The sequence below is a fragment of the Enterobacter cloacae complex sp. 397G4 genome (assembly GCF_050031515.1).
In the GTDB taxonomy this organism is placed as follows: Bacteria; Pseudomonadota; Gammaproteobacteria; order Enterobacterales; family Enterobacteriaceae; genus Enterobacter; species Enterobacter hormaechei_C.
In genome coordinates this window covers 3,080,658-3,104,125 of record NZ_JBLGWE010000001.1, presented here as the reverse complement: position 1 = coordinate 3,104,125, position 23,468 = coordinate 3,080,658, and the positions used below count along the sequence as shown (strand labels likewise).

Genomic DNA, 23,468 nt, shown 5'->3' with positions numbered 1-23,468 from the left:
CTTTTTTACACCTCAAAATCCATCTCATCTTCACCGCGCAGCGGTATCAGCTGCACCTTCTGCACGCGATGGCTCTCAACCTGCAAGGTTTTGATCATGTAATCCCCCACCTGGACCTCTTCGCCCGGCTGCGGAATACGTTGCAGATATTCCATCAGCAAACCGGCGATGGTATGGTATTCGCGCTTCTCATCCAGCGGAAGCGGAACGAACTGCACCAGATCTTCGAGCGGCATATGGCCGTTGGCGGTCCAGCTGCCGTCGGCGTTTTTCTGAATATCGTGACGCGCATCGATCTCATCCACCTCATTAGGCAGATTACCGGCGATGGTTTCCATCACGTCGCTGAGCGTCACCAGCCCTTCCACAGAACCAAACTCATCAACGACAAACGCGAAGTGGGTACGCGCGTTGCGGAACTGCTCCAGCGCGGAGAGCAGCGGCAGCGCTTCCGGGAAGACCAGCGGCTGGCGCACCAGCGCCCGCAGGTTGAGCGGCTCGCCGTGGAGCTGCTGTTGCAGGAGGTCAATCACGTGTACGACGCCCAGCAGCTCTTCTTCCTCTTCACCGCCGGTCACGACCACGCGGGTGTGCTGGTTTTTATCCAGCAGGGCGCGGATCTGCTCTTCCGGCGCCGTCAGGTCAATATGCTCAATGTCATGGCGGGAGGTCATGATACTGCTCACCGAGCGCTGGTTGAGGTTAAGCACGCGCTCTATCATCCGGCGTTCCTGCGGGTTGAAGATCTGCCCGTCGCTGTGGTCGGCAAGCATCGCCGCGGATTCAGCATCCAGCTCGGCATCCTCTTTTTTGCCGCTCAGCAGGCGCATCACCGTATCTGCGGTGCGCTGTCGTAATGTCTGGTTCGCGGAGAGAAAACGGCGACGGTTGAAAATGGCCAGCTGGTTGAGAAACTCAATCAGCACCGAGAAACCAATGGCGGCGTACAGATACCCTTTCGGGATATGGAAGCCAAAACCATCCGCGACCAGGCTAAAGCCAATCATCAGCAGGAAGCTCAGACAGAGGATGACGATAGTCGGGTGACTGTTCACGAAGCGCGTCAGGGCTTTACTGGCGAGCACCATCAGGGTGATGGCGATGATCACCGCGGCCATCATCACCGCCAGATGGTCAACCATGCCGACGGCCGTGATCACGGAGTCGAGAGAAAAGACGGCATCCAGCACCACTATCTGCGCGACCACCGGCCAGAATTTTGCACCGCGTCGCTGGGTGGGGTTTTCACTGTCTTTTCCTTCCAGCCGCTCATTAAGCTCAACCGTGGCTTTGAACAGTAGGAACAATCCGCCGAAAAGCATGATCAGGTCGCGGGCGCTAAAGCTCAGACCCTGCACGCTGAATAAGGGTTTGGTCAGCGTAACCAGCCAGGAGATTGAGGCCAGTAACAGCAGACGCATCACCATGGCGAGCAGAAGACCCGTCACGCGGGCGCGGTCGCGTTGTGAAGGGGGTAATTTATCGGCAAGGATAGCGATAAACACCAGGTTATCAATGCCGAGCACTAATTCGATGACGACCAGCGTCACCAGCCCGGCCCAGATTGATGGATCGGCAATCCATTCCATAGTAAATGCAATACCTTCTGTTATATGACTAATGTCACACTTCGATCATGGATAAAGCCGACGGAAATTGCAATGCCGGGGTGAGATTTCTCTTAATGCTACACTCAGGTAAACCCCATTTGCCGGGCGGTGTAAATAAGTTAATTGCGAAGATTTAATTACATAAGACGATATTTAGGATATATCGCAATAAATGGTCTGGGGATCTATTTTGTCAATATAAAGAAAATCCGAAAACCTTAAAACTTTGCTCTTAATATTAATCTTAAAAACGAATATTAGGACGGTTGTCTCCTTGCCTGCTATTAGGTTAGCTGCAACAATTCTTCCAGCATCAAATGTTAAATCTCCTTGTTGCTATTTTTGTTTCGGTCTTTGGTGAAGGTTATACATTATCAATCGCCCCTGTGAGGCGTTTGATATATTTCGCAAAAGGCCTTATCCAAGAGGGTGTCTAACCATAACGCATTGTTTAGTCGGTGGATTGGTAACTGAAAGCCAAGGGCGGTAGCGTGCCTGAAAGCGTGTGAATCAGCCTCAATTATTCTGTCAATAGCCAATGGATGAATAAGCTTTTTTTAGGACTGATGCCAGTTATATTGCTAAATGATTAACTGCATTCTGATTGTCACCACGACCCGCGCTTATTTTAATTGCACAGGATAATTACTCTGCCAAAGTGATAAATAATCAATGATGAAATCCAAAATGAAATTGATGCCATTATTGGTGTCTGTGACCTTGATGAGTGGTTGCACGGTCTTTCCCGGCAGCAATATGTCGACGATGGGCAAGGATGTGATTAAACAGCAGGATGCTGATTTTGATCTCGACAAAATGGTGAATGTGTATCCATTAACCCCACGTCTGGTGGAACAATTACGCCCACGTCCAAATGTTGCTCAGCCAAATATGTCTCTGGACCAGGAAATTGCCTCTTACCAGTATCGCGTGGGTCCGGGTGACGTCATTAATGTGACCGTCTGGGATCACCCTGAACTGACCACGCCTGCGGGCCAGTACCGCAGCTCAAGCGACACCGGTAACTGGGTACAGTCCGATGGCACCATGTTCTATCCCTACATTGGCAAAGTGCACGTCGCGGGCAAAACGCTTGCTGAGATCCGTAGTGATATTACCGGCCGCCTGGCGCAGTACATTGCTGACCCGCAGGTGGACGTTAATATCGCCGCGTTCCGATCCCAGAAAGCCTATATCTCTGGCCAGGTCAATAAATCCGGCCAGCAGGCGATCACCAACGTCCCGCTCACCGTTCTCGATGCGATCAATGCCGCAGGCGGCTTAACCGACGGCGCTGACTGGCGCAACGTGGTGCTGACCCACAACGGCAAAGAGCAGCGCATTTCGCTTCAGGCGCTGATGCAAAACGGTGACCTGACCCAGAACCGCCTCCTTTATCCGGGCGATATTCTGTACGTGCCGCGCAACGACGATCTGAAAGTGTTCGTGATGGGTGAAGTGAAGAAACAGAGCACCCTCAAGATGGACTTCAGCGGTATGACCCTGACCGAAGCGCTGGGCAATGCGGAAGGCATCGATCTGACCGCCTCCAACGCCAGCGGTATCTTCGTGATCCGTCCTATCAAAGGCGAGAACGCGAAGGGCAAGATTGCCAACATCTACCAGCTGGATATGTCCGACGCGACGTCCCTGGTCATGGCAACGTCGTTCCGTCTCCAGCCGTACGATGTGGTCTATGTCACCACCGCGCCGGTTGCCCGCTGGAACCGTCTGATCAACCAGTTGCTGCCTACCATCAGTGGCGTTCGCTACATGACGGATACGGCGAGCGACGTTCATAACTGGTAAGCCGCGATGTTTAACAAAATTCTGGTGGTGTGCGTGGGGAACATTTGCCGTTCCCCCACGGCTGAAAGGCTGTTGAAAAATTACCAGCCTGCGTTAACGGTCGACTCCGCAGGGCTGGGCGCGCTGGTCGGAAAAGGTGCCGACGAACGTGCCGCAAGCGTTGCCCTTGAGCATAACCTCTCACTCGACGGGCACGTTGCCCGTCAGGTCTCTGGCCGGATGTGCCGGGAATATGACCTGATCCTCGCGATGGAAAAACGCCACATTCACGCGCTGTGCGATATCGCACCGGAGATGCGCGGCAAGGTGATGCTGTTTGGTCACTGGGATGGTGAGCGCGAAATTCCCGATCCGTATCGCAAGAGCCGCGAGGCCTTTGAGGCGGTATACACCTTACTAGACCAGTCTGCCCGTCAGTGGGCGCAGGCACTGAAAGCTCAGCAGGGATAACAATGACAGAAAAAACAAGACCTTCTGCCGCCCCGACGTCGGGCAGTGATGAAATCGATATCGGTCGCCTGGTCGGGACCGTTATTGAAGCGAAATGGTGGGTGCTGGGTATTACCGCCATCTTTGCCGTGGCGGCGATCGTTTATACGCTGTTCGCGACGCCTATTTACAGCGCCGACGCGCTGGTGCAGATCGAACAAAATACCGGAAACTCGCTGGTTCAGGATATCGGCTCGGCGCTGGCCAACAAGCCGCCGGCATCGGAAGCCGAAATTCAGCTGATCCAGTCGCGCCTGGTACTGGGCAAAACGGTTCACGATCTGGGGCTGGATATCGCGGTCACCAAAAACACCTTCCCGGTATTTGGCGCAGGCTGGGATCGCCTGATGGGGCGCAGTAACGATACGGTAAAAGTGACCGACTTCGTGATCCCAAAAGGGGCAGGGGACCAAACCTTTACCCTGACCGTGCTGGGACCAAAACAGTATCAACTGACCAGCGACGCGGGCTTCAGCGCACGCGGTGAGGTGGGGCAGATGCTGACCAAAGAGGGCGTCAGCATCAAGGTCAGCGCAATTCAGGCGCATGAGGGCGGGGAGTTTACGGTCACCAAATTCTCGACGCTCGGGATGATCAACAACCTGCAAAACAACCTGACCGTTACCGAAAACGGCAAGGACACCGGCGTCCTGAGCATGACCTTCACCGGTGAAGACAAAGATCAAATTCGCGACATCCTCAATAGCATCACCCGCAACTATCTGGAGCAGAACGTTGAGCGTAAGTCAGCGGAAGCCGCAAAAAGCCTGGCGTTTCTCAGTAAACAGCTGCCGGAGGTGCGCGCCCGTCTGGATGACGCTGAGAACAAGCTGAACGCGTACCGTCAGGACAAGGATTCCGTCGATCTGCCGCTGGAGGCGAAATCGGTTCTCGACTCCATGGTGAATATTGATGCGCAGCTGAACGAGCTGACCTTCAAAGAGGCGGAGATTTCCAAGCTCTATACCAAACGTCACCCGGCGTACCGCACGCTGCTGGAGAAACGTCGTACCCTGGAAGAAGAGAAGGCGAAGCTGAATGACCGCGTGACCGCGATGCCGAAGACGCAGCAGGAAATTGTACGCCTGACGCGTGATGTGGAATCCGGCCAGCAGGTTTACATGCAGCTGCTGAACAAACAGCAGGAGCTGAAAATCACCGAAGCCAGCACCGTCGGCGACGTGCGTATCGTTGACCCGGCGATTACCCAGCCGGGCGTGCTGAAGCCGAAGAAAGCGCTGATTATCCTCGGCAGCATTATTCTCGGCCTGATGCTTTCCATTGTCGGCGTGCTGCTGCGCTCGCTGTTCAACCGCGGTATCGAAAGCCCGCAGGTGCTGGAAGAGAACGGGATCAGCGTGTACGCCAGCATCCCGCTTTCAGAGTGGCAGAAGTCCCGTGACAGCGTCAAAACCGTTAAGGGCGTCAAGCGTTACAAACAGAGCCAGCTGCTGGCCGTGGGTAACCCGACTGACCTGGCGATTGAAGCGGTGCGCAGCCTGCGTACCAGCCTCCACTTCGCCATGATGCAGGCCAAAAACAACGTCCTGATGATGACCGGTGTCAGCCCGTCAATCGGTAAAACCTTCGTCTGCGCCAACCTGGCGGCGGTGGTGAGCCAGACCAACAAGCGCGTGCTGTTGATCGACTGCGATATGCGTAAGGGCTACACCCATGAGCTGCTGGGGACCAACAACGTTAACGGTCTGTCGGAAATCCTGCTCGGTAAAGGGGAAATCAGCGAGAGCGCCAAGCCGACGTCGATTCCGAAATTTGACCTGATCCCGCGTGGCCAGGTGCCGCCGAACCCGTCTGAACTGCTGATGAGCGAGCGCTTCACGCAGCTGATTGAGTGGGCGAGCAAAAACTATGACCTGGTGCTGATCGATACCCCACCAATTCTGGCGGTCACCGACGCTGCCGTGGTAGGGCGTCATGCGGGCACCACGCTGATGGTCGCACGCTATGCGGTGAACACCCTGAAGGAAGTGGAAACCAGCCTGAGCCGCTTTGAGCAGAACGGTATTGAGGTGAAGGGGGTCATTCTGAACTCCATCTTCCGCCGCGCGACCGGGTATCAGGATTACGGCTACTACGAGTACGAATACAAGTCTGACAGTAAATAATAATCCCCCTCATCCTAACCCTCTCCCCAGGGGGGAGAGAGGACTGCATGGTGCAGCTTTTCTCCCTCTCCCTCCGGGAGAGGGTCGGGGTGAGGGATAAGGGGAAGACCATGACCACACAACGCCCTTTGATTTCTATCTATATGCCGACATGGAATCGTCAGCAGCTGGCGATCCGCGCGATTAAATCGGTCCTGCGTCAGGATTACGATAACTGGGAACTGATTATCGTGGATGACTGTTCCTCCTCTTACGAACAACTGCAAAAGTTTGTTGAAGACCTGAACGACCCGCGCGTGATGTACACGCACAACGCCATCAACTCCGGGGCGTGTGCGGTGCGCAACCAGGCGATTATGCAGGCGAAAGGGCAGTATCTGACCGGTATAGACGACGATGACGAATGGACGCCAAACCGTCTGTCAATCTTCCTGTCGCACAAAGCGCAGCTGGTGACCCACGCGTTTCTGTATGCCAATGACTATGTTTGCCAGGGCGAGGTCTATTCGCAGCCGGCCAGCCTGCCGCTGTATCCGAAATCACCGTATTCCCGCCGCCTGTTCTACAAGCGCAACATTATCGGCAATCAGGTGTTTACCTGGGCATGGCGCTTTAAGGAGTGCCTGTTCGATACCGAGCTGAAGGCCGCGCAGGATTACGACATCTTCCTGCGGATGGTGGTGGAGTACGGCGAGCCGTGGAAGGTGGAAGAGGCCACGCAGATCCTGCACATCAATCACGGGGAGATGCAAATCACCTCGTCACCGAAGAAATTCTCGGGCTACTTCCATTTTTACCGCAAGCACAAGGACAAGTTTGACCGTGCCAGCCGGAAGTATCAGCTCTTCACCCTGTATCAGATCCGTAATAAGCGCATGAACTGGCGCACGCTGCTGACGCTGCTGTCGGTACGTAACGGCAAGCGTCTGGCCGACGGGCTTCGGGGGAAATAATGTTTCTGGAAGATTGCCGTGCTAACAGCTGGAGCCTGCGCCCGTGCTGCATGGTTCTGGCCTACCGTATTGCGCACTTTTGCTCGGTGTGGCGCAAAAAAAATGTGCTGAACAATATCTGGGCCGCGCCGGTGCTGGTGCTGTACCGCATCATCACCGAATGCTTTTTTGGCTATGAAATTCAGGCCGCTGCCACCATTGGCCGCCGCTTTACCATTCATCACGGCTATGCGGTGGTCATCAACAAGTTCGTCGTCGCGGGTGATGATTTCACCATTCGCCACGCGGTGACAATCGGCAACCGCGGGCCAGACAGCCTGGCCTGCCCGGTGATTGGCAATAACGTCGAGCTGGGGGCCAACGTGGTGATGATCGGGGACATTACCGTGGGCAATAACGTGACGATTGGCGCAGGCAGCGTGGTGCTGGACAGCATTCCGGACAACGCGCTGGTGGTGGGCGAGAAAGCCCGCGTGAAGGTGATTAAATGAACATTCTGCAATTTAACGTACGCCTCGCAGAGGGCGGGGCGGCAGGCGTAGCGCTGGATCTGCACCAGCGCGCGCTGCAAAAAGGACTCCAGTCGCGCTTTGTTTACGGTTACGGTAAAGGCGGCAAGAAAAGCGTTAGCCATGATAACTATCCGCAGGTGCTGAAGCAGACGCCACGTCTGACCTCCATCGCCAATATTGCGCTGTTCCGCCTGTTTAACCGCGACCTGTTCGGCAACCTGAATAATCTCTACCGCACCGTCACCCGCACTCGCGGCCCGGTTGTGCTGCACTTCCACGTGCTGCACAGCTACTGGCTGAATCTGGAAGAGGTAGTGGCGTTTTGTGGCAAGGTGAAGGCGCACAAGCCGGATACCCGATTTGTCTGGACGCTGCACGACCACTGGAGCGTGACCGGACGTTGCGCCTTTACCGACGGCTGCGAAGGCTGGAAAGATAACTGCCAGAAATGCCCTACGCTCAGCAACTACCCGCCTGTGAAGGTCGATCGCGCGCATCAGCTGGTTGAGGGTAAGCGTCAGCTGTTCCGCGATATGCTCTCGCTCGGCTGCACCTTTATCTCCCCAAGCCAGCACGTGGCGGACGCTTTTAATAGCCTGTACGGAGCAGGGCGCTGCCAGATCATCAACAACGGTATTGATGTGGCAACGGAAGCGATCCTGGCCGAACTGACGCCCGTAGCCGTTACCCCCGGTAGGCCGAAAATTGCGGTCGTCGCCCATGACCTGCGCTACGACGGCAAAACCAACCAGCAGCTGGTGCGCGACATGATGGCGCTCGGCGACAAAATTGAGCTGCATACCTTTGGCAAATTCTCGCCGTTTGATGGCGCTAACGTGGTGAACCACGGGTTTGAAACCGACAAGCGCAAACTGATGAGCGCGCTGAACGGTATGGACGCGCTGGTGTTCAGCTCCCGCGTGGACAACTACCCGCTGATCCTGTGCGAAGCGCTCTCCATCGGCGTACCGGTGATTGCCACCCACAGCGACGCCGCGCGGGAAGTGCTGGAGAAATCCGGCGGTAAAACCTTCAGTGAAAATGAGGTGCTGCCGCTGGTGCAGTTGTCGAAGGCCGATATCGCGCAGGCTGTTTTTGGCACGGACCTGGAATCGTTCCGCAACCGTAGCCGCAAAGCGTACAGTGGACAACAGATGCTGGAGGAGTATGTCTCGTTCTATCAGAATCTGTAGTTATCTGCTGCTGCCGCTGATCTACCTGCTGGTCAACGTTAAGATTGCCCAGCTCGGTGAAAGCTTCCCGATCACTATCGTCACCTTCCTGCCGGTTCTGCTGTTGCTTTACGTTGACAAGCTTAACCTCAAAAAGCTGATGATTTCACTGGGCATCGGGTTTGGTCTGACGGCGTTTAACTACATCTTTGGTCAGTCGCTGGACGCCAGCAAATATGTCACCTCCACCATGCTGTTTGTTTATATCGTTATCATTATTGGCATGGTGTGGAGTATTCGCTTTAAAACTATTTCTCCGCACAATTATAGGAAAATCCTCAGGTTCTTTTATATTGTCGTCGGGCTGATTGTTGTGCTTGCGGCAATGGAGATGGCGCAAATTATTCTCACAGGCGGCAGTAGCCTGATGGAAATAATTTCGAAATATCTTATATACAGTAACAGCTATGTACTGAACTTCATTAAGTTTGGTGGCAAGCGTACAACCGCGCTCTATTTTGAACCGGCGTTTTTTGCTCTGGCATTAATCTCAATTTGGCTCAGCATCAAACAGTTCGGTATCAAAACCCCCAAGACCGATGCTATGATTCTTGCAGGAATCGTTCTGTCAGGGTCGTTCTCCGGGGTAATGACGTTTATTCTGTTTTACCTGCTGGAGTGGGCGTTCCAGTACCTGAACAAAGAGGCGATTAAGAAAAAACTGCCGCTGGCGATAATCTCTCTGACGGTATTTTTAGTGGGCGTAATATTTGCGTTTCCGTACATTTCTGAACGTCTGGGTGATTTGGGAACGGAAGGTTCGTCGTCCTATTATCGCATCATTGGTCCACTGGTGATGGTGGGTTATTCCTTAACCCATATTGATGGCGTAGTAAGATTCGGCTCACTTTACGAATATGTTGCATCATTCGGAATCTTTAACGGTGCGGATGTCGGTAAAACCATAGACAATGGTCTGTATCTGTTAATTATCTATTTTTCCTGGTTCGCCGTACTGTTGACACTGTGGTATCTGTTTAAAGTTTTCAAAATGATGATTAACGCGTTTGGTGATAACCAGAACTTTCGCGTGCAACTTTATCTGTTCACACCTGTGTCGTTGTTTTTTACCGGGTCAATATTTAGCCCGGAATATGCATTCTTAATTGTATGTCCGTTTATTTTGCGCAAAGCGCTGAATATTACGAGCGTATGACGAAATGAGGTGATTTATGTTTCTTAGCGTCATTACTGTCGCCTTTCGTAACTACGAAGGGGTGGTAAAAACCTGGCGCTCGCTGCGCAACCTGGCGCGCGATCCAAGCCTCACTTTTGAGTGGATCGTGGTCGATGGCGGCTCGAACGACGGCACGGCGGAGTTCCTGGAAAAACTCAACGGTGAGTTCAACTTACGTTACATCAGCGAGAAAGATAAAGGTATTTACGATGCCATGAATAAAGGCATCAACATGGCGCAGGGGCGTTACGCGATCTTCCTCAATTCCGGCGATGTGTTCCATGAAGATGTGGCGCTGTTTGCCCGTCAGCTGGCGCGCCAGAAAGAAGATGCCATGTTTATCGGTGATGCGCTGCTTGATTTCGGCGAGGGGAAAAAAGTGCTGCGCGGCGCGAAACCAGGCTGGTATATCTACCACAGCCTGCCGGCCAGCCATCAGGCTATTTTCTTCCCAATGAGCGGCCTGAAAAAACAGCCTTACGATTTGCGCTATAAAGTGTCATCAGATTATGCCCTGGCGGCCAGCCTGTACAAATCTGGCTACCCGTTCCGTCGAATTAAAGGACTGGTATCTGAATTTTCAATGGGTGGCGTGTCAACCTCGAATAATCTGGAACTGTGCCAGGATGCCAAAAACGTGCAGCGTAAAATATTACGCGTGCCGGGGTTCTGGGCGGAATTATCTTATTTCTTACGTCTGAAAACGACGGGTAAAGCGAAAGCCTTATATAACAAAGCCTGAGATATAAGGAAACGTAATGCAGGAATTAAATGGATTCTCCGTGCCGAAAGGTTTTCGGGGCGGGAGCGGTATTAAAGTTCAACTGTGGTGGGCTGTACAGGCAACGTTATTTGCCTGGTCGCCGCAAATACTGTACCGCTGGCGCGCATTTTTACTGCGTCTGTTTGGCGCAAAAATAGGAAAAAACGTAGTCATTCGACCTTCGGTGAAAATTACTTATCCCTGGAAATTAACGCTTGGGGATTACGCCTGGGTTGGGGATGACGCGGTGTTATATACCCTTGGCGAGATTACGATTGGCGCAAATTCGGTGGTTTCACAGAAGTGTTATTTGTGCACCGGCAGCCACGATTTTATGAGCCCGCATTTTGATATTACCGCTTCGCCTGTTGTGATCGGTGAAAAATGCTGGCTGGCAACAGACGTCTTTGTTGCACCCGGTGTTTCTGTTGGCGATGGCACGGTAGTCGGTGCCCGCAGCAGCGTTTTTAAATCGCTTCCGGCAAATAAAATTTGCCGTGGCAACCCCGCAGTGGTGATACGCGAACGCGTTGAAACTGAAAAACTTTGATAAGTACAGAGGAATATAAACATGTCTAAAGTCGCTCTCATCACCGGCGTTACCGGACAAGATGGTTCTTACCTGGCAGAATTGTTACTGGAAAAAGGGTATGAAGTTCACGGTATTAAGCGTCGTGCCTCTTCATTCAACACCGAGCGTGTCGATCACATTTACCAGGATCCGCATGCGGCAAACCCGAAATTCCATCTGCACTACGGCGACCTGACCGATACCTCCAACCTGACCCGCATCCTGCAAGAAGTACAGCCGGATGAAGTGTACAACCTGGGGGCAATGAGCCACGTTGCGGTTTCCTTCGAGTCCCCGGAGTACACCGCTGACGTGGATGCGATGGGTACGCTGCGTCTGCTGGAAGCGATTCGCTTCCTTGGTCTTGAGAAGAAAACCCGCTTCTACCAGGCATCTACCTCTGAGCTGTACGGTCTGGTGCAGGAAATTCCGCAGAAAGAGACCACGCCGTTCTACCCACGTTCTCCGTACGCTGTGGCGAAACTGTACGCTTACTGGATCACCGTGAACTACCGTGAATCCTACGGCATGTACGCCTGTAACGGCATTCTGTTCAACCACGAATCTCCGCGTCGCGGCGAAACCTTCGTGACCCGCAAAATCACCCGCGCGATCGCCAACATCGCTCAGGGCCTGGAGTCTTGCCTGCACCTCGGCAACATGGATTCCCTGCGTGACTGGGGCCATGCGAAAGACTACGTGAAAATGCAGTGGATGATGTTGCAGCAGGAACAGCCAGAAGACTTCGTGATCGCGACCGGCGTGCAGTACTCCGTGCGTCAGTTCGTTGAGATGGCTGCGGCACAGCTGGGCATCAAGCTGCGCTTCGAAGGCACCGGCGTGGAAGAGAAGGGTATCGTTGTTTCCGTGACCGGCCACGACGCACCGGGCGTGAAGCCAGGCGACGTGATTGTCCAGGTTGATCCGCGTTACTTCCGTCCTGCTGAAGTGGAAACCCTGCTGGGCGACCCAACCAAAGCGCACGAGAAGCTGGGCTGGAAACCAGAAACCACCCTGCAAGAAATGGTATCCGAGATGGTGGCCAAAGATCTTGAAGCAGCGAAAAAACACTCCCTGCTCAAGTCTCATGGCTACGAGGTTGCCATCGCGCTGGAGTCCTGAGAATGACAAAACAACGTATTTTTGTCGCCGGTCATCGCGGAATGGTGGGTTCCGCGATTGTTCGCCAGCTGGAACAGCGCGGCGACGTTGAGGTGATTGTCCGCACCCGCGACGAGCTGAACCTGCTTGATAGCCTTGCGGTGCAGGACTTCTTCGCCAGCGAACGTATCGACCAGGTGTATCTGGCGGCGGCGAAGGTGGGCGGCATTGTCGCTAACAACACCTACCCGGCGGATTTCATCTACGAGAACATGATGATTGAGAGCAACATCATTCACGCGGCGCATCTGCACAACGTGAATAAGCTGCTGTTCCTCGGCTCATCCTGTATCTACCCGAAAATGGCGAAGCAGCCGATCGCCGAGAGCGAACTGTTGCAGGGCACGCTTGAAGCCACCAACGAGCCGTATGCGATTGCCAAAATTGCCGGGATCAAGCTGTGTGAATCCTACAACCGTCAGTATAACCGCGACTATCGCTCGGTGATGCCGACCAACCTGTACGGACCGCACGACAACTTCCACCCGAGCAATTCGCACGTGATCCCGGCGCTGCTGCGTCGTTTCCACGAGGCGACTGCCGAAAACGCCCCGGACGTGGTGGTGTGGGGCAGCGGTACGCCAATGCGTGAGTTCCTGCACGTGGACGACATGGCGGCGGCCAGCATTCACGTCATGGAGCTGGATCGCGAGGTGTGGCAGGAAAACACCGAGCCGATGCTGTCGCACATTAACGTCGGGACCGGCGTGGACTGCACCATTCGCGAGCTGGCGCAGACCATCGCGCAGGTGGTGGGCTACAAAGGACGCGTGGTGTTTGACGCCACCAAACCGGACGGCACGCCGCGCAAGCTGCTGGACGTGACCCGTCTGCATCAGCTGGGCTGGTATCACGAGGTCTCACTGGAGCAGGGGCTGGCCAGCACCTACCAGTGGTTCCTGGAAAACCAGCACCGCTTCCGGGGGTAATGATGTTTTTAAGTCAGGAAGATTTTGCCACGGTAGTGCGTTCCACTCCGCTGATCTCAATCGATTTGATCGTGGAGAATGAACGCGGCGAGTTCTTGCTGGGGAAACGAACCAATCGTCCTGCACAGGGCTTCTGGTTCGTGCCCGGCGGGCGCGTGCAGAAGGATGAGACGCTTACCGATGCGTTTGAGCGTCTCACTCTGGCGGAACTGGGCCTGCAACTGCCGATGGCAGCGGGCCAGTTTTACGGGGTCTGGCAGCACTTCTATGACGATAACTTTTCAGGCACCGGGTTCACCACGCACTACATCGTGCTGGGGTTCCGCCTGAAGGTGAGTGAGGCAGACCTGCGTCTGCCTGATTCTCAGCATGACGATTACCGCTGGTTAACGCCAGAGGCGCTGCTGGCAAGCGACAACGTCCATGACAACAGTCGGGCGTACTTCCTTGCGGAACGTCAGGCCGAGGTGCCAGGTCTATGAAAATCCTCGTCTACGGAATGAACTACTCGCCGGAGCTTACCGGTATCGGGAAATACACCGGCGAGATGGTCGAGTGGATGGCGAGCCAGGGACATGACGTGCGGGTGATTACTGCCCCGCCGTATTACCCGGAGTGGAAGGTAGGCGAACGCTATTCCAGCTGGCGCTACCGCCGCGAAGAGGGCGCCGCGACCGTCTGGCGCTGCCCGCTCTACGTGCCGAAACAGCCCTCGACGCTGAAACGTTTAATTCATCTGGGTAGCTTTGCCCTGAGCAGTTTCTTCCCGCTGATGGCGCAGCGTCGCTGGAAGCCGGATCGCATCATCGGCGTGGTGCCGACGCTGTTCTGCACGCCAGGCATGCGCCTGCTGGGCAAACTCTCCGGCGCGCGCACCCTGCTGCACATTCAGGATTATGAAGTGGACGCCATGCTCGGGCTGGGAATGGCCGGGAAAGGCAAGGGCGGCAAGGTGGCGAAGCTCGCCAGCGCCTTTGAGCGCAGCGGCCTGCACAACGTGGATTACGTCTCGACCATTTCGCGCTCAATGATGAACAAGGCGCAGGAGAAGGGCGTCCCGGCGGAAAAAGTGATCTTCTTTCCGAACTGGTCCGAAGTGGCGCGCTTCCGCGATGTGACAGACCAGGATGCGCAGGCGTTACGCGCGCAGCTCGGGTTGCCTGCTGAGCAACAAATCATTCTTTACTCAGGCAACATCGGCGAAAAACAGGGGCTGGAGAGCGTGATTGACGCCGCGCTTCAGCTGAGCGAACACCCGTGGATGTTCGTGATAGTCGGGCAGGGCGGCGGTAAAGCGCGGCTGGAAAAAATGGCCAGCGAGCGCGGACTGACCAACATCCGCTTCTTCCCGCTTCAGTCTTATGACGCGCTGCCCGCGCTGCTGAAAATGGCGGATTGCCATCTGGTGGTGCAAAAACGCGGCGCGGCGGATGCGGTGCTGCCGTCCAAGCTGACCAACATTCTGGCAGTGGGCGGAAACGCGGTGATTACGGCAGAAGCCGCAACAGAATTAGGCCAGCTGTGCAACAGCTACCCGGGCATTGCCGTTTGCGTGGAGCCGGAATCGGTTCCTGCGCTGGTGACCGGAATTGAGCAGGCACTCGCCATGCCAAAAGAGAACACGGTGGCACGTGAATATGCCGAACGCACGCTCGAGAAAGAGAACGTGCTGAGCCAATTTATTGCAGATATACGGGGATAAATCATGAGTCAAACCACTTTGTATCCGGTCGTAATGGCGGGTGGATCCGGGAGCCGGTTGTGGCCACTGTCCCGCGTGCTTTATCCAAAACAATTTCTGTGCCTGAAAGGCGACCTCACCATGCTGCAAACGACGGTTAACCGTCTGCACGGCGTGGAGTGTGAAAGCCCGGTGGTGATCTGTAACGAACAGCACCGCTTTATCGTTGCCGAGCAGCTGCGCCAGCTGAACAAACTGACCGAAAATATCATTCTGGAGCCTGCCGGACGCAACACGGCGCCTGCCATTGCCCTCGCGGCGCTGGCGGCAAAACGCAGCAGCCCGGACTGCGACCCGCTGATGCTGGTGCTGGCGGCTGACCACGTCATCCAGCAGGAAGAGGCCTTCCGCGACGCGGTACGCGCCGCGATTCCTTACGCTGAGAACGGCAAGCTGGTGACCTTCGGCATCGTGCCGGATCTCCCGGAAACCGGCTATGGCTACATTCGCCGCGGCAGCGTTACGCCTGGTGAAGGCGACAGCGTGGCCTTTGACGTGGCGCAGTTTGTCGAAAAACCGAATCTGGAAACCGCGCAGGCGTACGTGGCCAGCGGTGAATACTACTGGAACAGCGGTATGTTCCTGTTCCGCGCCGGTCGCTACCTGGAAGAGCTGGAAAAATATCGCCCGGATATCTTGCGCGCCTGCGAAAAAGCGATGGCGGTGGTGGATCCGGATCTCGATTTTATCCGCGTGGACGAAGAAGCCTTCCTCGCCTGTCCGGAAGAGTCCATTGACTATGCGGTAATGGAACGTACGGCAGATGCGGTAGTGGTACCGATGGATGCTGGCTGGAGCGACGTCGGCTCCTGGTCGTCACTGTGGGAGATCAGCGCGCATACCCCGGAGGGTAACGTCCATCACGGGGATGTGATCAGCCACAAAACGGAAAACAGCTACGTCTACGCCGAATCTGGCCTCGTCACCACGGTAGGGGTGAAGGATCTGGTGGTCGTGCAGACCAAAGACGCGGTGCTGATTGCCGACCGTAATGCCGTGCAGGACGTTAAAAAAGTGGTGGAGCAGATCAAGGCCGATGGCCGCCACGAACACCATATTCACCGCGAAGTCTACCGCCCGTGGGGCAAATATGACTCCATCGACGCCGGCGAGCGTTACCAGGTGAAACGCATCACCGTGAAGCCGGGAGAAGGGCTGTCGGTGCAGATGCACCATCACCGCGCCGAACACTGGGTGGTGGTGGCGGGGACCGCCAAAGTGACCATCGACGGTGAAGTGAAGCTGCTCGGTGAAAACGAGTCCATTTATATTCCGCTGGGGGCGACGCACTGTCTGGAGAACCCGGGGAAAATTCCGCTCGACTTAATTGAGGTGCGTTCCGGCTCCTATCTGGAAGAGGACGACATCATCCGCTTCCAGGATCGCTACGGGCGCGTGTAGCACTCCGCATCATGCCCGGTGGCGCTGCGCTTTCCGGGCCTACGAATGACAAAAATAAATTTGGCCATTACATGGTCAGGGCCAACTGTTGCCTGAAAAAGGGGTCATCATGGAAAAATTAACCTGTTTTAAAGCCTACGATATTCGCGGCAAGCTGGGCGAAGAGCTGAACGAAGACATTGCGTGGCGCATTGGCCGCGCGTACGGCGAATACCTGAAACCACAAACTATCGTGCTGGGCGGCGACGTGCGTCTGACCAGCAAATCCCTGAAGCTGGCGCTGGCGAAAGGGCTACAGGACGCGGGCGTCGATGTGCTGGACATTGGCCTTTCCGGTACCGAAGAGATCTATTTTGCCACCTTCCACCTGGGCGTGGATGGCGGTATCGAAGTGACGGCCAGCCATAACCCGATGGACTACAACGGCATGAAGCTGGTACGCAAGGGCGCGCGTCCTATCAGCGGCGACACCGGCCTGCGTGACGTGCAGCGTCTGGCCGAGGCCAACGACTTCCCGCCGGTGAATGAAGCCACACGCGGCAGCTATAAGCAGATTAACCTGCAAAAAGAGTACATCGACCACCTGCTGGGCTACATCAACGTGGCGAACCTCAAACCGCTGAAGCTGGTGATTAACTCCGGCAACGGCGCGGCAGGCCCGGTTGTCGATGCACTTGAAGCCCGCTTTAAGGCGCTGAACGTGCCGGTGACCTTCGTCAAAGTGCACAACACGCCAGACGGCAACTTCCCGAACGGTATTCCTAACCCGCTGCTGCCGGAGTGCCGCGACGACACCCGCAACGCGGTGATTGAGCACGGCGCCGATATGGGTATCGCCTTTGACGGCGATTTCGACCGCTGCTTCCTGTTCGACGAGAAAGGGCAGTTTATCGAAGGCTACTACATCGTTGGCCTGCTGGCGGAAGCGTTCCTCGAGAAAAACCCGGGGGCGAAAATCATTCACGATCCGCGTCTTTCCTGGAACACCGTCGACGTGGTGAAGGCCGCGGGCGGCGAGCCGGTGATGTCCAAAACCGGCCACGCGTTTATCAAAGAGCGTATGCGTGAGGAAGACGCCATCTACGGCGGCGAGATGAGCGCCCACCACTATTTCCGTGATTTTGCCTACTGCGACAGCGGGATGATCCCGTGGCTGCTGGTGACTGAGCTGCTGTGCCTGAAAGGGCAGAGCCTGGGTGAACTGGTGCGTGACCGCATGGCGGCGTTCCCGGCGAGCGGGGAGATCAACAGCAAACTGGCGCAGCCCGCTGAGGCCATTGCCCGCGTAGAACACCACTTTGCCATTCATGCGCTGGAGATTGATCGTACCGACGGTATCAGCATGGCGTTCCCGCAGTGGCGCTTCAACCTGCGCTCCTCCAACACCGAGCCGGTGGTGCGCCTGAACGTGGAGTCCCGCGCCGATACCGCGCTGATGGAAGCCCGAACGAAGGACATTCTGGCGCTGTTGAATCAGTAAAAACTGCCCCTCACCCCAGCCCTCTCCCCAAAGGGGAGAGGGTGTTCAAGTTCCCTCTCCCCTTTGGGGAGAGGGGTAGGGTGAGGGGTAAGGTTTAGAACTAAAGGAACAACGATGACAAATCTAAAAAAGCGCGAACGAGCGAGAACGAATGCATCGTTAATCTCTATGGTGCAGCGTTTTTCTGATATCACCATCATGGTCGGCGGACTGTGGGCGGTGTGTTGGGTCAGCGGGCAGTCGTTCTTATACATGCACTTGCTGATGGCGTTGATTGCGCTGGTGGTGTTTCAGATGATCGGCGGCATGACCGATTTTTATCGTTCATGGCGCGGCGTCAAAATGACCACCGAACTGATGCTGCTGCTCCAGAACTGGACCTTAAGCCTGGTTTTCAGCGCAGGCCTGGTGGCGTTCAGCCATGATTTTGATAACCGTCTTGTGACCTATCTCTGCTGGTATCTGTTAACCAGCATTGGCATGGTGGTCTGCCGCTCGCTGATCCGCTTTGGCGCGGGCTGGCTGCGCAACCGTGGGTATAACCGTCGCTTCGTTGCCGTGGCGGGCGACCTGCCGGTGGGACAGGTGTTGCTCGACAGCTTCCGCAAAGAGCCGTGGTTAGGTTTTGAAGTGGTCGGGATTTATCACGACGCGAAGCCCGGCGGCGTGCCGTCCGACTGGGCAGGTAACTACGAACAGCTTATTGACGATGCGAAAGCCGGCAAAATTCATAACGTCTACATCGCCATGCAGATGAAAGATGAATCCCGCATCAAGAAACTGATGCGCGAGCTGGCGGATACCACCTGCTCGGTGATCCTCATCCCGGATGTCTTCACCTTCAATATTCTCCACTCCCGTATTGAAGAGGTGAACGGGGTACCGGTTGTTCCACTGTACGACACGCCGCTGTCGGGGATTAACCGCGTGCTGAAGCGCGTGGAAGATATCGTCCTTTCGTCCCTGATCCTGCTGCTCATTTCCCCGGTGCTGTGCTGCATTGCGCTGGCGGTGAAGCTCAGCTCGCCGGGGCCGATCATCTTCCGTCAGACCCGCTACGGCATGGACGGTAAGCCGATCATGGTGTGGAAATTCCGCTCCATGAAGGTGATGGAGAACGACAAGGTGGTGACCCAGGCGACGCAGAACGATCCGCGCGTCACCCGCGTGGGCAACTTCCTGCGCCGTACCTCGCTCGATGAGCTGCCGCAGTTCATCAACGTGTTCACCGGCGGGATGTCCATCGTCGGGCCTCGTCCTCACGCCGTGGCCCATAACGAGCAGTACCGCACCCTGATTGAAGGCTACATGCTGCGCCATAAGGTGAAGCCAGGCATCACCGGCTGGGCGCAGATCAACGGCTGGCGCGGCGAGACCGACACGCTGGAAAAAATGGAAAAACGTATCGAGTTCGATCTGGAGTACATCCGCGAGTGGAGCCTCTGGTTCGATATCAAGATTGTTTTTCTGACCATTTTCAAAGGCTTCGTGAACAAAGCGGCGTACTAAGATGAGCTTACGAGAAAAAACCATCAGCGGCGCGAAATGGTCAGCCATGGCCACCATCGTCATCATTGGCCTCGGCCTGGTGCAGATGACGGTGCTGGCGCGCATTATCGATAACCACCAGTTTGGTCTGCTGACCGTCTCGCTGGTGATTATCGCCCTGGCCGATACGCTGTCGGACTTTGGTATCGCCAACTCCATTATCCAGCGCAAAGAGATCAGCCATCTGGAGCTGACCACCCTCTACTGGCTGAACGTCGGGCTGGGTATCTTCGTCTTTGTGCTGGTGTTTCTGCTGAGTGATGTGATTGCCGGCGTGCTGCATAACCCGGACCTGGCGCCGCTGATGCGCACCCTGTCGTTCGCTTTCGTGGTGATCCCGCACGGGCAGCAGTTCCGCGCGCTGATGCAGAAAGAGCTGGAGTTCAACAAAATCGGCATGATTGAGACCAGCGCCGTGCTGGCGGGCTTTACCTTCACCGTGGTCAGCGCCCATTTCTGGCCGCTGGCGATGACCGCCATTCTTGGCTACCTCGTTAACTCTGCCGTGCGCACGCTGCTGTTTGGCTTCTTTGGCCGCAAGATTTATCGCCCGGGGCTGCACTTCTCGCTGGCGTCTGTTTCGTCCAACCTGCGCTTTGGCGCATGGCTGACGGCAGACAGCATCATCAACTACGTGAATACTAACCTCTCCACGCTGGTGCTGGCGCGCATTCTGGGCGCAAGCGTCGCGGGCGGTTATAACCTGGCGTACAACGTCGCGGTTGTCCCGCCGATGAAGCTCAACCCTATCATTACCCGCGTGCTGTTCCCGGCGTTTGCCAAGATTCAGGACGATACCGAAAAGCTGCGCGTGAACTTTTACAAGCTGCTCTCCGTCGTGGGGATCATCAATTTCCCGGTGCTGCTGGGACTGATGGTGGTCGCCAGCAATTTCGTGCCGCTGGTGTTTGGCGAGAAGTGGAACAGCATCATCCCGATCCTGCAACTGCTGTGCGTCGTGGGGCTGCTGCGCTCGGTGGGGAACCCGATTGGTTCTCTGCTAATGGCGAAGGCGCGCGTGGATATCAGCTTCAAGTTCAACGTGTTTAAAACTTTCCTGTTTATTCCGGCAATTATTGTGGGCGGCCACATGGCGGGCGCCATTGGCGTGACGCTCGGCTTCCTGCTGGTGCAAATCGTCAATACCGTGCTGAGCTACTTCGTGATGATCAAACCGGTGCTGGGCTCCAGCTACCGTCAGTACATCCTCAGCCTGTGGCTGCCGTTCTATCTCTCCTTACCGACGCTTGCGGTGAGCTACGGCCTGGGCGTGGTGCTCAACGGGCATCTGCCGCTGGCGGCGTTGCTTGCGGTGCAGGTCGCGGCAGGCGCGCTGGCGTTCGGCGTGATGATTGTGCTGTCACGCAATGCGCTGGTGGTCGAGATGAAGCGCCAGTTTTGCCGTAATGAAAAAATGAAAACGCTGCTTCGCGCAGGCTAATTTTACGAGGCCATTATGAAATTACTTATTCTTGGCAACCATACCTGCGGCAACCGTGGCGACAGCGCCATCCTGCGCGGTTTACTGGATGCAATTAACACCCTTAAGCCTGAGACAGAAGTGGATGTGATGAGCCGTTATCCTGTCAGCTCATCCTGGTTACTGAACCGCCCGGTGATGGGCGACCCGCTCTACAGCCAGATGAAACAGCACAACAACGCCGCGGGCGTGATGGGGCGCGTGAAGAAAGTGCTGCGTCGCCGCTACCAGCATCAGGTGCTGCTTTCTCGCGTGACCGACACCGGCAAGCTGCGCAACATTGCCATCGCGCAGGGCTTTACCGATTTTGTTCGTCTGCTGTCCGGCTATGACGCCATTATTCAGGTGGGCGGTTCGTTCTTCGTCGATCTCTACGGCGTGCCGCAGTTTGAGCATGCGCTTTGTACGTTCATGGCGAAAAAGCCGCTGTTTATGATCGGCCACAGCGTCGGGCCATTCCAGGATCCGCAGTTTAACCAGCTGGCGAACTATGTCTTCGGCCACTGCGACGCGCTGATCCTGCGTGAATCGGTCAGCCTCGACATGATGAAACGCAGTGAAATCGACACCACCAAAGTGGAGCACGGTGTGGACACCGCCTGGCTGGTGGATCATCAGGATGACAGTTTCCAGGCCAGCTACGCGGTACAGCACTGGCTGGACGTGGCGGCAAAGCAGAAAACCGTCGCCATTACCCTGCGTGAACTTGCGCCGTTCGATAAACGCCTCGGCACGACCCAGGCGGCGTACGAGAAAGCCTTTGCCGATGTGGTGAACCGCGTGCTGGACAGCGGTTACCAGGTGCTGGCGCTTTCCACCTGTACCGGTATCGACAGCTACAACAAAGATGACCGTATGGTGGCGCTCAACCTGCGCAACCTGGTGAACGATCCGTCCCGCTATCACGTGGTGATGGACGAGCTGAACGATCTGGAGATGGGCAAGCTGCTCTCCGCCTGCGACCTGACCGTGGGCACGCGTTTGCACTCGGCCATTATCTCAATGAACTTCGGCACGCCAGCCATCGCCATTAACTACGAGCACAAGTCTGCGGGCATTATGCAGCAGCTCGGTATGCCGGAAATGGCCGTCGATATTCGTCATCTGCTGGACGGGTCGCTGGGTGCGATGGTGGGCGACACGCTCGGTCAGCTGCCTGCGATCAACGAACGTCTGGCGGTGGCGGTAAAAGCCGAACGCGAAAAAGGTATTGGCATGGTGAAATCCGTACTCGACCGCGTCCGGGAGGGGAAATGAAGGTTGGTTTCTTCTTACTGAAATTTCCGCTGTCGTCTGAAACCTTTGTGCTGAACCAAATCACCGCGTTTATCGATATGGGGTATGACGTGGAGATTATCGCCCTGCAAAAGGGCGATACGCAAAACACCCATGCGGCGTATACCCGGTATGGGCTGGAGGCGAAAACCCGCTGGTTGCAGGATGAACCCACCGGACGAATGAACAAACTGCGCCATCGCGCCAGCCAGACGCTGCGCGGCCTTCATCGCGCCTCGACGTGGCGGGCGCTGAATATGTCGCGCTATGGGGCGGAGGCCCGCAACCTGATCCTTTCCGCCATTTGCGGGCAAACGGCCCAGCCGTACCGGGCCGATGTCTTTATCGCCCACTTTGGCCCGGCGGGCGTAACTGCGGCAAAACTGCGTGAGCTGGGGGTGATTGACGGCAAAATCGCAACCATTTTCCACGGTATCGACATCTCCAGCCGGGAAGTACTGAACCACTACACGCCGGAATATCAGCAGCTGTTTCGCCGTGGCGACATGATGCTGCCAATAAGCAACCTGTGGGCCGGACGCCTGAAAACCATGGGGTGCCCGAGCGAGAAAATCACCGTTTCACGCATGGGCGTGGATATGGAACGTTTCACTCAGCGACCGGTCAAGGTGCCGGGCAAGCCGCTGCAAATTATCTCTGTTGCCCGCCTGACCGAAAAGAAAGGGCTGCACGTAGCCATCGAAGCCTGTCGCCAGCTGAAGGCGCGCGGAGTGGACTTCCACTACCGCATCCTGGGCATCGGGCCGTGGGAGCGTCGCCTGCGCACGCTGATTGAACAGTATCAGCTGGAAGACGTGGTCGAGATGCCGGGCTTCAAGCCGAGCCACGAAGTGAAAGCCATGCTTGATGATGCGGATGTGTTCCTGCTGCCTTCCGTAACCGGCGCTGACGGCGATATGGAAGGCATTCCCGTGGCGCTGATGGAGGCGATGGCGGTCGGCATTCCGGTGGTCTCGACCCTGCACAGCGGGATCCCGGAGCTGATCACCTCTGAACACTCCGGCTGGCTGGTCCCTGAAAACAATGCGCTGGCGCTGGCGGACCGTCTGGCCGCGTTCAGTGATATCGATCAGCAGACGCTGATCCCTGTGCTGCAAAATGCGCGGCAAAAAGTTGAAGCAGAATTCAATCAGCAGGTGATTAATCGCCAGTTAGCGAGCCTGCTGCAAACGCTGTAACGCTGAGGTTGT

At 55.9% G+C, this 23,468-nt stretch carries 20 protein-coding genes; 19 read left to right on the top strand and 1 reads right to left on the bottom strand.

What is annotated here, in order from left to right:
* Window positions 1-5: 5 nt before the first annotated feature.
* Window positions 6-1,589: a TerC family protein gene (locus ACQG1Y_RS14965; protein ID WP_015572372.1), complete on the bottom strand. Its 1,584-nt coding sequence runs from the start codon at window positions 1,587-1,589 to the stop codon at window positions 6-8.
* Between the two features lie 693 nt (window positions 1,590-2,282).
* Between ACQG1Y_RS14965 and ACQG1Y_RS14960 the strand changes: the two genes are divergently transcribed.
* The 19 genes from ACQG1Y_RS14960 (at window position 2,283) to wcaL (ending at window position 23,456) form a co-directional block, all read left to right on the top strand.
* Window positions 2,283-3,419: a polysaccharide export protein gene (locus ACQG1Y_RS14960; RefSeq protein WP_003862079.1), complete on the top strand. Its 1,137-nt coding sequence runs from the start codon at window positions 2,283-2,285 to the stop codon at window positions 3,417-3,419.
* A 6-nt stretch (window positions 3,420-3,425) separates the two neighbouring features.
* A complete protein-coding gene (gene wzb / locus ACQG1Y_RS14955) occupies window positions 3,426-3,869 on the top strand; it encodes a low molecular weight protein-tyrosine-phosphatase Wzb (protein ID WP_003862078.1) in 444 nt (147 codons plus the stop codon).
* 2 nt (window positions 3,870-3,871) lie between these two features.
* A complete protein-coding gene (gene wzc, locus ACQG1Y_RS14950; protein WP_015572374.1) occupies window positions 3,872-6,034 on the top strand; it encodes a tyrosine-protein kinase Wzc in 2,163 nt (720 codons plus the stop codon).
* A 110-nt stretch (window positions 6,035-6,144) separates the two neighbouring features.
* Window positions 6,145-6,987 (top strand): colanic acid biosynthesis glycosyltransferase WcaA, encoded by an 843-nt coding sequence (gene wcaA, locus ACQG1Y_RS14945; protein WP_017693085.1) that lies wholly within the window; start codon window positions 6,145-6,147, stop codon window positions 6,985-6,987.
* Window positions 6,987-7,478, top strand: coding sequence for a colanic acid biosynthesis acetyltransferase WcaB (wcaB, locus tag ACQG1Y_RS14940; RefSeq protein ID WP_368740593.1), 492 nt, complete (start codon window positions 6,987-6,989; stop codon window positions 7,476-7,478). The genes wcaA and wcaB overlap by 1 nt, the downstream gene beginning before the upstream one ends.
* The gene (gene wcaC / locus ACQG1Y_RS14935) at window positions 7,475-8,692 is read left to right on the top strand and encodes a colanic acid biosynthesis glycosyltransferase WcaC (protein ID WP_017383273.1); all 1,218 of its coding nucleotides are present in this window, start codon (window positions 7,475-7,477) and stop codon (window positions 8,690-8,692) included. The genes wcaB and wcaC overlap by 4 nt, the downstream gene beginning before the upstream one ends.
* Window positions 8,667-9,887 (top strand): colanic acid polymerase WcaD, encoded by a 1,221-nt coding sequence (wcaD, locus tag ACQG1Y_RS14930; RefSeq protein WP_015572375.1) that lies wholly within the window; start codon window positions 8,667-8,669, stop codon window positions 9,885-9,887. Before wcaC ends, wcaD begins: the two co-directional genes overlap by 26 nt.
* 16 nt (window positions 9,888-9,903) lie before the next feature.
* The gene (wcaE, locus tag ACQG1Y_RS14925; RefSeq protein ID WP_003863510.1) at window positions 9,904-10,650 is read left to right on the top strand and encodes a colanic acid biosynthesis glycosyltransferase WcaE; all 747 of its coding nucleotides are present in this window, start codon (window positions 9,904-9,906) and stop codon (window positions 10,648-10,650) included.
* Window positions 10,651-10,666: 16 nt separating this feature from the next.
* Window positions 10,667-11,221, top strand: coding sequence for a colanic acid biosynthesis acetyltransferase WcaF (wcaF, locus tag ACQG1Y_RS14920; RefSeq protein ID WP_015572376.1), 555 nt, complete (start codon window positions 10,667-10,669; stop codon window positions 11,219-11,221).
* A gap of 21 nt (window positions 11,222-11,242) precedes the next feature.
* On the top strand, window positions 11,243-12,364 hold the full coding sequence (gene gmd / locus ACQG1Y_RS14915) for a GDP-mannose 4,6-dehydratase (RefSeq protein ID WP_003863514.1): 1,122 nt from the start codon (window positions 11,243-11,245) through the stop codon (window positions 12,362-12,364).
* Between the two features lie 2 nt (window positions 12,365-12,366).
* Window positions 12,367-13,332 (top strand): GDP-L-fucose synthase, encoded by a 966-nt coding sequence (fcl, locus tag ACQG1Y_RS14910; RefSeq protein WP_032671736.1) that lies wholly within the window; start codon window positions 12,367-12,369, stop codon window positions 13,330-13,332.
* 2 nt (window positions 13,333-13,334) lie between these two features.
* Window positions 13,335-13,814, top strand: a complete 480-nt coding sequence (locus ACQG1Y_RS14905; RefSeq protein ID WP_065186924.1) for a GDP-mannose mannosyl hydrolase — start codon at window positions 13,335-13,337, stop codon at window positions 13,812-13,814.
* Window positions 13,811-15,034, top strand: a complete 1,224-nt coding sequence (gene wcaI / locus ACQG1Y_RS14900) for a colanic acid biosynthesis fucosyltransferase WcaI (RefSeq protein ID WP_426736783.1) — start codon at window positions 13,811-13,813, stop codon at window positions 15,032-15,034. The genes ACQG1Y_RS14905 and wcaI overlap by 4 nt, the downstream gene beginning before the upstream one ends.
* A 3-nt stretch (window positions 15,035-15,037) precedes the next feature.
* Window positions 15,038-16,474 carry a mannose-1-phosphate guanyltransferase gene (gene cpsB, locus ACQG1Y_RS14895; protein ID WP_017693088.1) on the top strand — a complete coding sequence of 479 codons (1,437 nt, stop codon included), beginning with the start codon at window positions 15,038-15,040 and terminating at the stop codon, window positions 16,472-16,474.
* A 109-nt stretch (window positions 16,475-16,583) separates the two neighbouring features.
* Window positions 16,584-17,954, top strand: a complete 1,371-nt coding sequence (gene cpsG, locus ACQG1Y_RS14890; protein ID WP_045338360.1) for a colanic acid biosynthesis phosphomannomutase CpsG — start codon at window positions 16,584-16,586, stop codon at window positions 17,952-17,954.
* Window positions 17,955-18,068: 114 nt separating this feature from the next.
* The gene (gene wcaJ / locus ACQG1Y_RS14885) at window positions 18,069-19,463 is read left to right on the top strand and encodes an undecaprenyl-phosphate glucose phosphotransferase (protein WP_006811236.1); all 1,395 of its coding nucleotides are present in this window, start codon (window positions 18,069-18,071) and stop codon (window positions 19,461-19,463) included.
* 1 nt (window position 19,464) lies between these two features.
* Window positions 19,465-20,943: a colanic acid undecaprenyl disphosphate flippase WzxC gene (gene wzxC, locus ACQG1Y_RS14880; RefSeq protein ID WP_003863527.1), complete on the top strand. Its 1,479-nt coding sequence runs from the start codon at window positions 19,465-19,467 to the stop codon at window positions 20,941-20,943.
* A gap of 15 nt (window positions 20,944-20,958) precedes the next feature.
* The gene (gene wcaK / locus ACQG1Y_RS14875; RefSeq protein WP_006811234.1) at window positions 20,959-22,239 is read left to right on the top strand and encodes a colanic acid biosynthesis pyruvyl transferase WcaK; all 1,281 of its coding nucleotides are present in this window, start codon (window positions 20,959-20,961) and stop codon (window positions 22,237-22,239) included.
* A complete protein-coding gene (gene wcaL, locus ACQG1Y_RS14870) occupies window positions 22,236-23,456 on the top strand; it encodes a colanic acid biosynthesis glycosyltransferase WcaL (protein WP_017383280.1) in 1,221 nt (406 codons plus the stop codon). Before wcaK ends, wcaL begins: the two co-directional genes overlap by 4 nt.
* The last annotated feature ends 12 nt before the right edge of the window (window positions 23,457-23,468 follow it).

Bases quoted from the DNA above. Each gene is read 5' to 3' on its own strand.
- wcaD (WP_015572375.1), top strand. From the start codon at position 8,667: ATGTCTCGTTCTATCAGAATCTGTAGTTATCTGCTGCTGCCGCTGATC.
- gmd (WP_003863514.1), top strand. From the start codon at position 11,243: ATGTCTAAAGTCGCTCTCATCACCGGCGTTACCGGACAAGATGGTTCT.
- wzxC (WP_003863527.1), top strand. From the start codon at position 19,465: ATGAGCTTACGAGAAAAAACCATCAGCGGCGCGAAATGGTCAGCCATG.
- cpsB (WP_017693088.1), top strand. From the start codon at position 15,038: ATGAGTCAAACCACTTTGTATCCGGTCGTAATGGCGGGTGGATCCGGG.
- wcaE (WP_003863510.1), top strand. From the start codon at position 9,904: ATGTTTCTTAGCGTCATTACTGTCGCCTTTCGTAACTACGAAGGGGTG.
- ACQG1Y_RS14965 (WP_015572372.1), bottom strand. From the start codon at position 1,589: ATGGAATGGATTGCCGATCCATCAATCTGGGCCGGGCTGGTGACGCTG.
- wcaJ (WP_006811236.1), top strand. From the start codon at position 18,069: ATGACAAATCTAAAAAAGCGCGAACGAGCGAGAACGAATGCATCGTTA.
- wcaA (WP_017693085.1), top strand. From the start codon at position 6,145: ATGACCACACAACGCCCTTTGATTTCTATCTATATGCCGACATGGAAT.
- wcaB (WP_368740593.1), top strand. From the start codon at position 6,987: ATGTTTCTGGAAGATTGCCGTGCTAACAGCTGGAGCCTGCGCCCGTGC.
- wcaK (WP_006811234.1), top strand. From the start codon at position 20,959: ATGAAATTACTTATTCTTGGCAACCATACCTGCGGCAACCGTGGCGAC.
- wcaC (WP_017383273.1), top strand. From the start codon at position 7,475: ATGAACATTCTGCAATTTAACGTACGCCTCGCAGAGGGCGGGGCGGCA.
- wzc (WP_015572374.1), top strand. From the start codon at position 3,872: ATGACAGAAAAAACAAGACCTTCTGCCGCCCCGACGTCGGGCAGTGAT.
- ACQG1Y_RS14960 (WP_003862079.1), top strand. From the start codon at position 2,283: ATGATGAAATCCAAAATGAAATTGATGCCATTATTGGTGTCTGTGACC.
- wcaI (WP_426736783.1), top strand. From the start codon at position 13,811: ATGAAAATCCTCGTCTACGGAATGAACTACTCGCCGGAGCTTACCGGT.
- wcaL (WP_017383280.1), top strand. From the start codon at position 22,236: ATGAAGGTTGGTTTCTTCTTACTGAAATTTCCGCTGTCGTCTGAAACC.
- ACQG1Y_RS14905 (WP_065186924.1), top strand. From the start codon at position 13,335: ATGTTTTTAAGTCAGGAAGATTTTGCCACGGTAGTGCGTTCCACTCCG.
- wzb (WP_003862078.1), top strand. From the start codon at position 3,426: ATGTTTAACAAAATTCTGGTGGTGTGCGTGGGGAACATTTGCCGTTCC.
- cpsG (WP_045338360.1), top strand. From the start codon at position 16,584: ATGGAAAAATTAACCTGTTTTAAAGCCTACGATATTCGCGGCAAGCTG.
- wcaF (WP_015572376.1), top strand. From the start codon at position 10,667: ATGCAGGAATTAAATGGATTCTCCGTGCCGAAAGGTTTTCGGGGCGGG.
- fcl (WP_032671736.1), top strand. From the start codon at position 12,367: ATGACAAAACAACGTATTTTTGTCGCCGGTCATCGCGGAATGGTGGGT.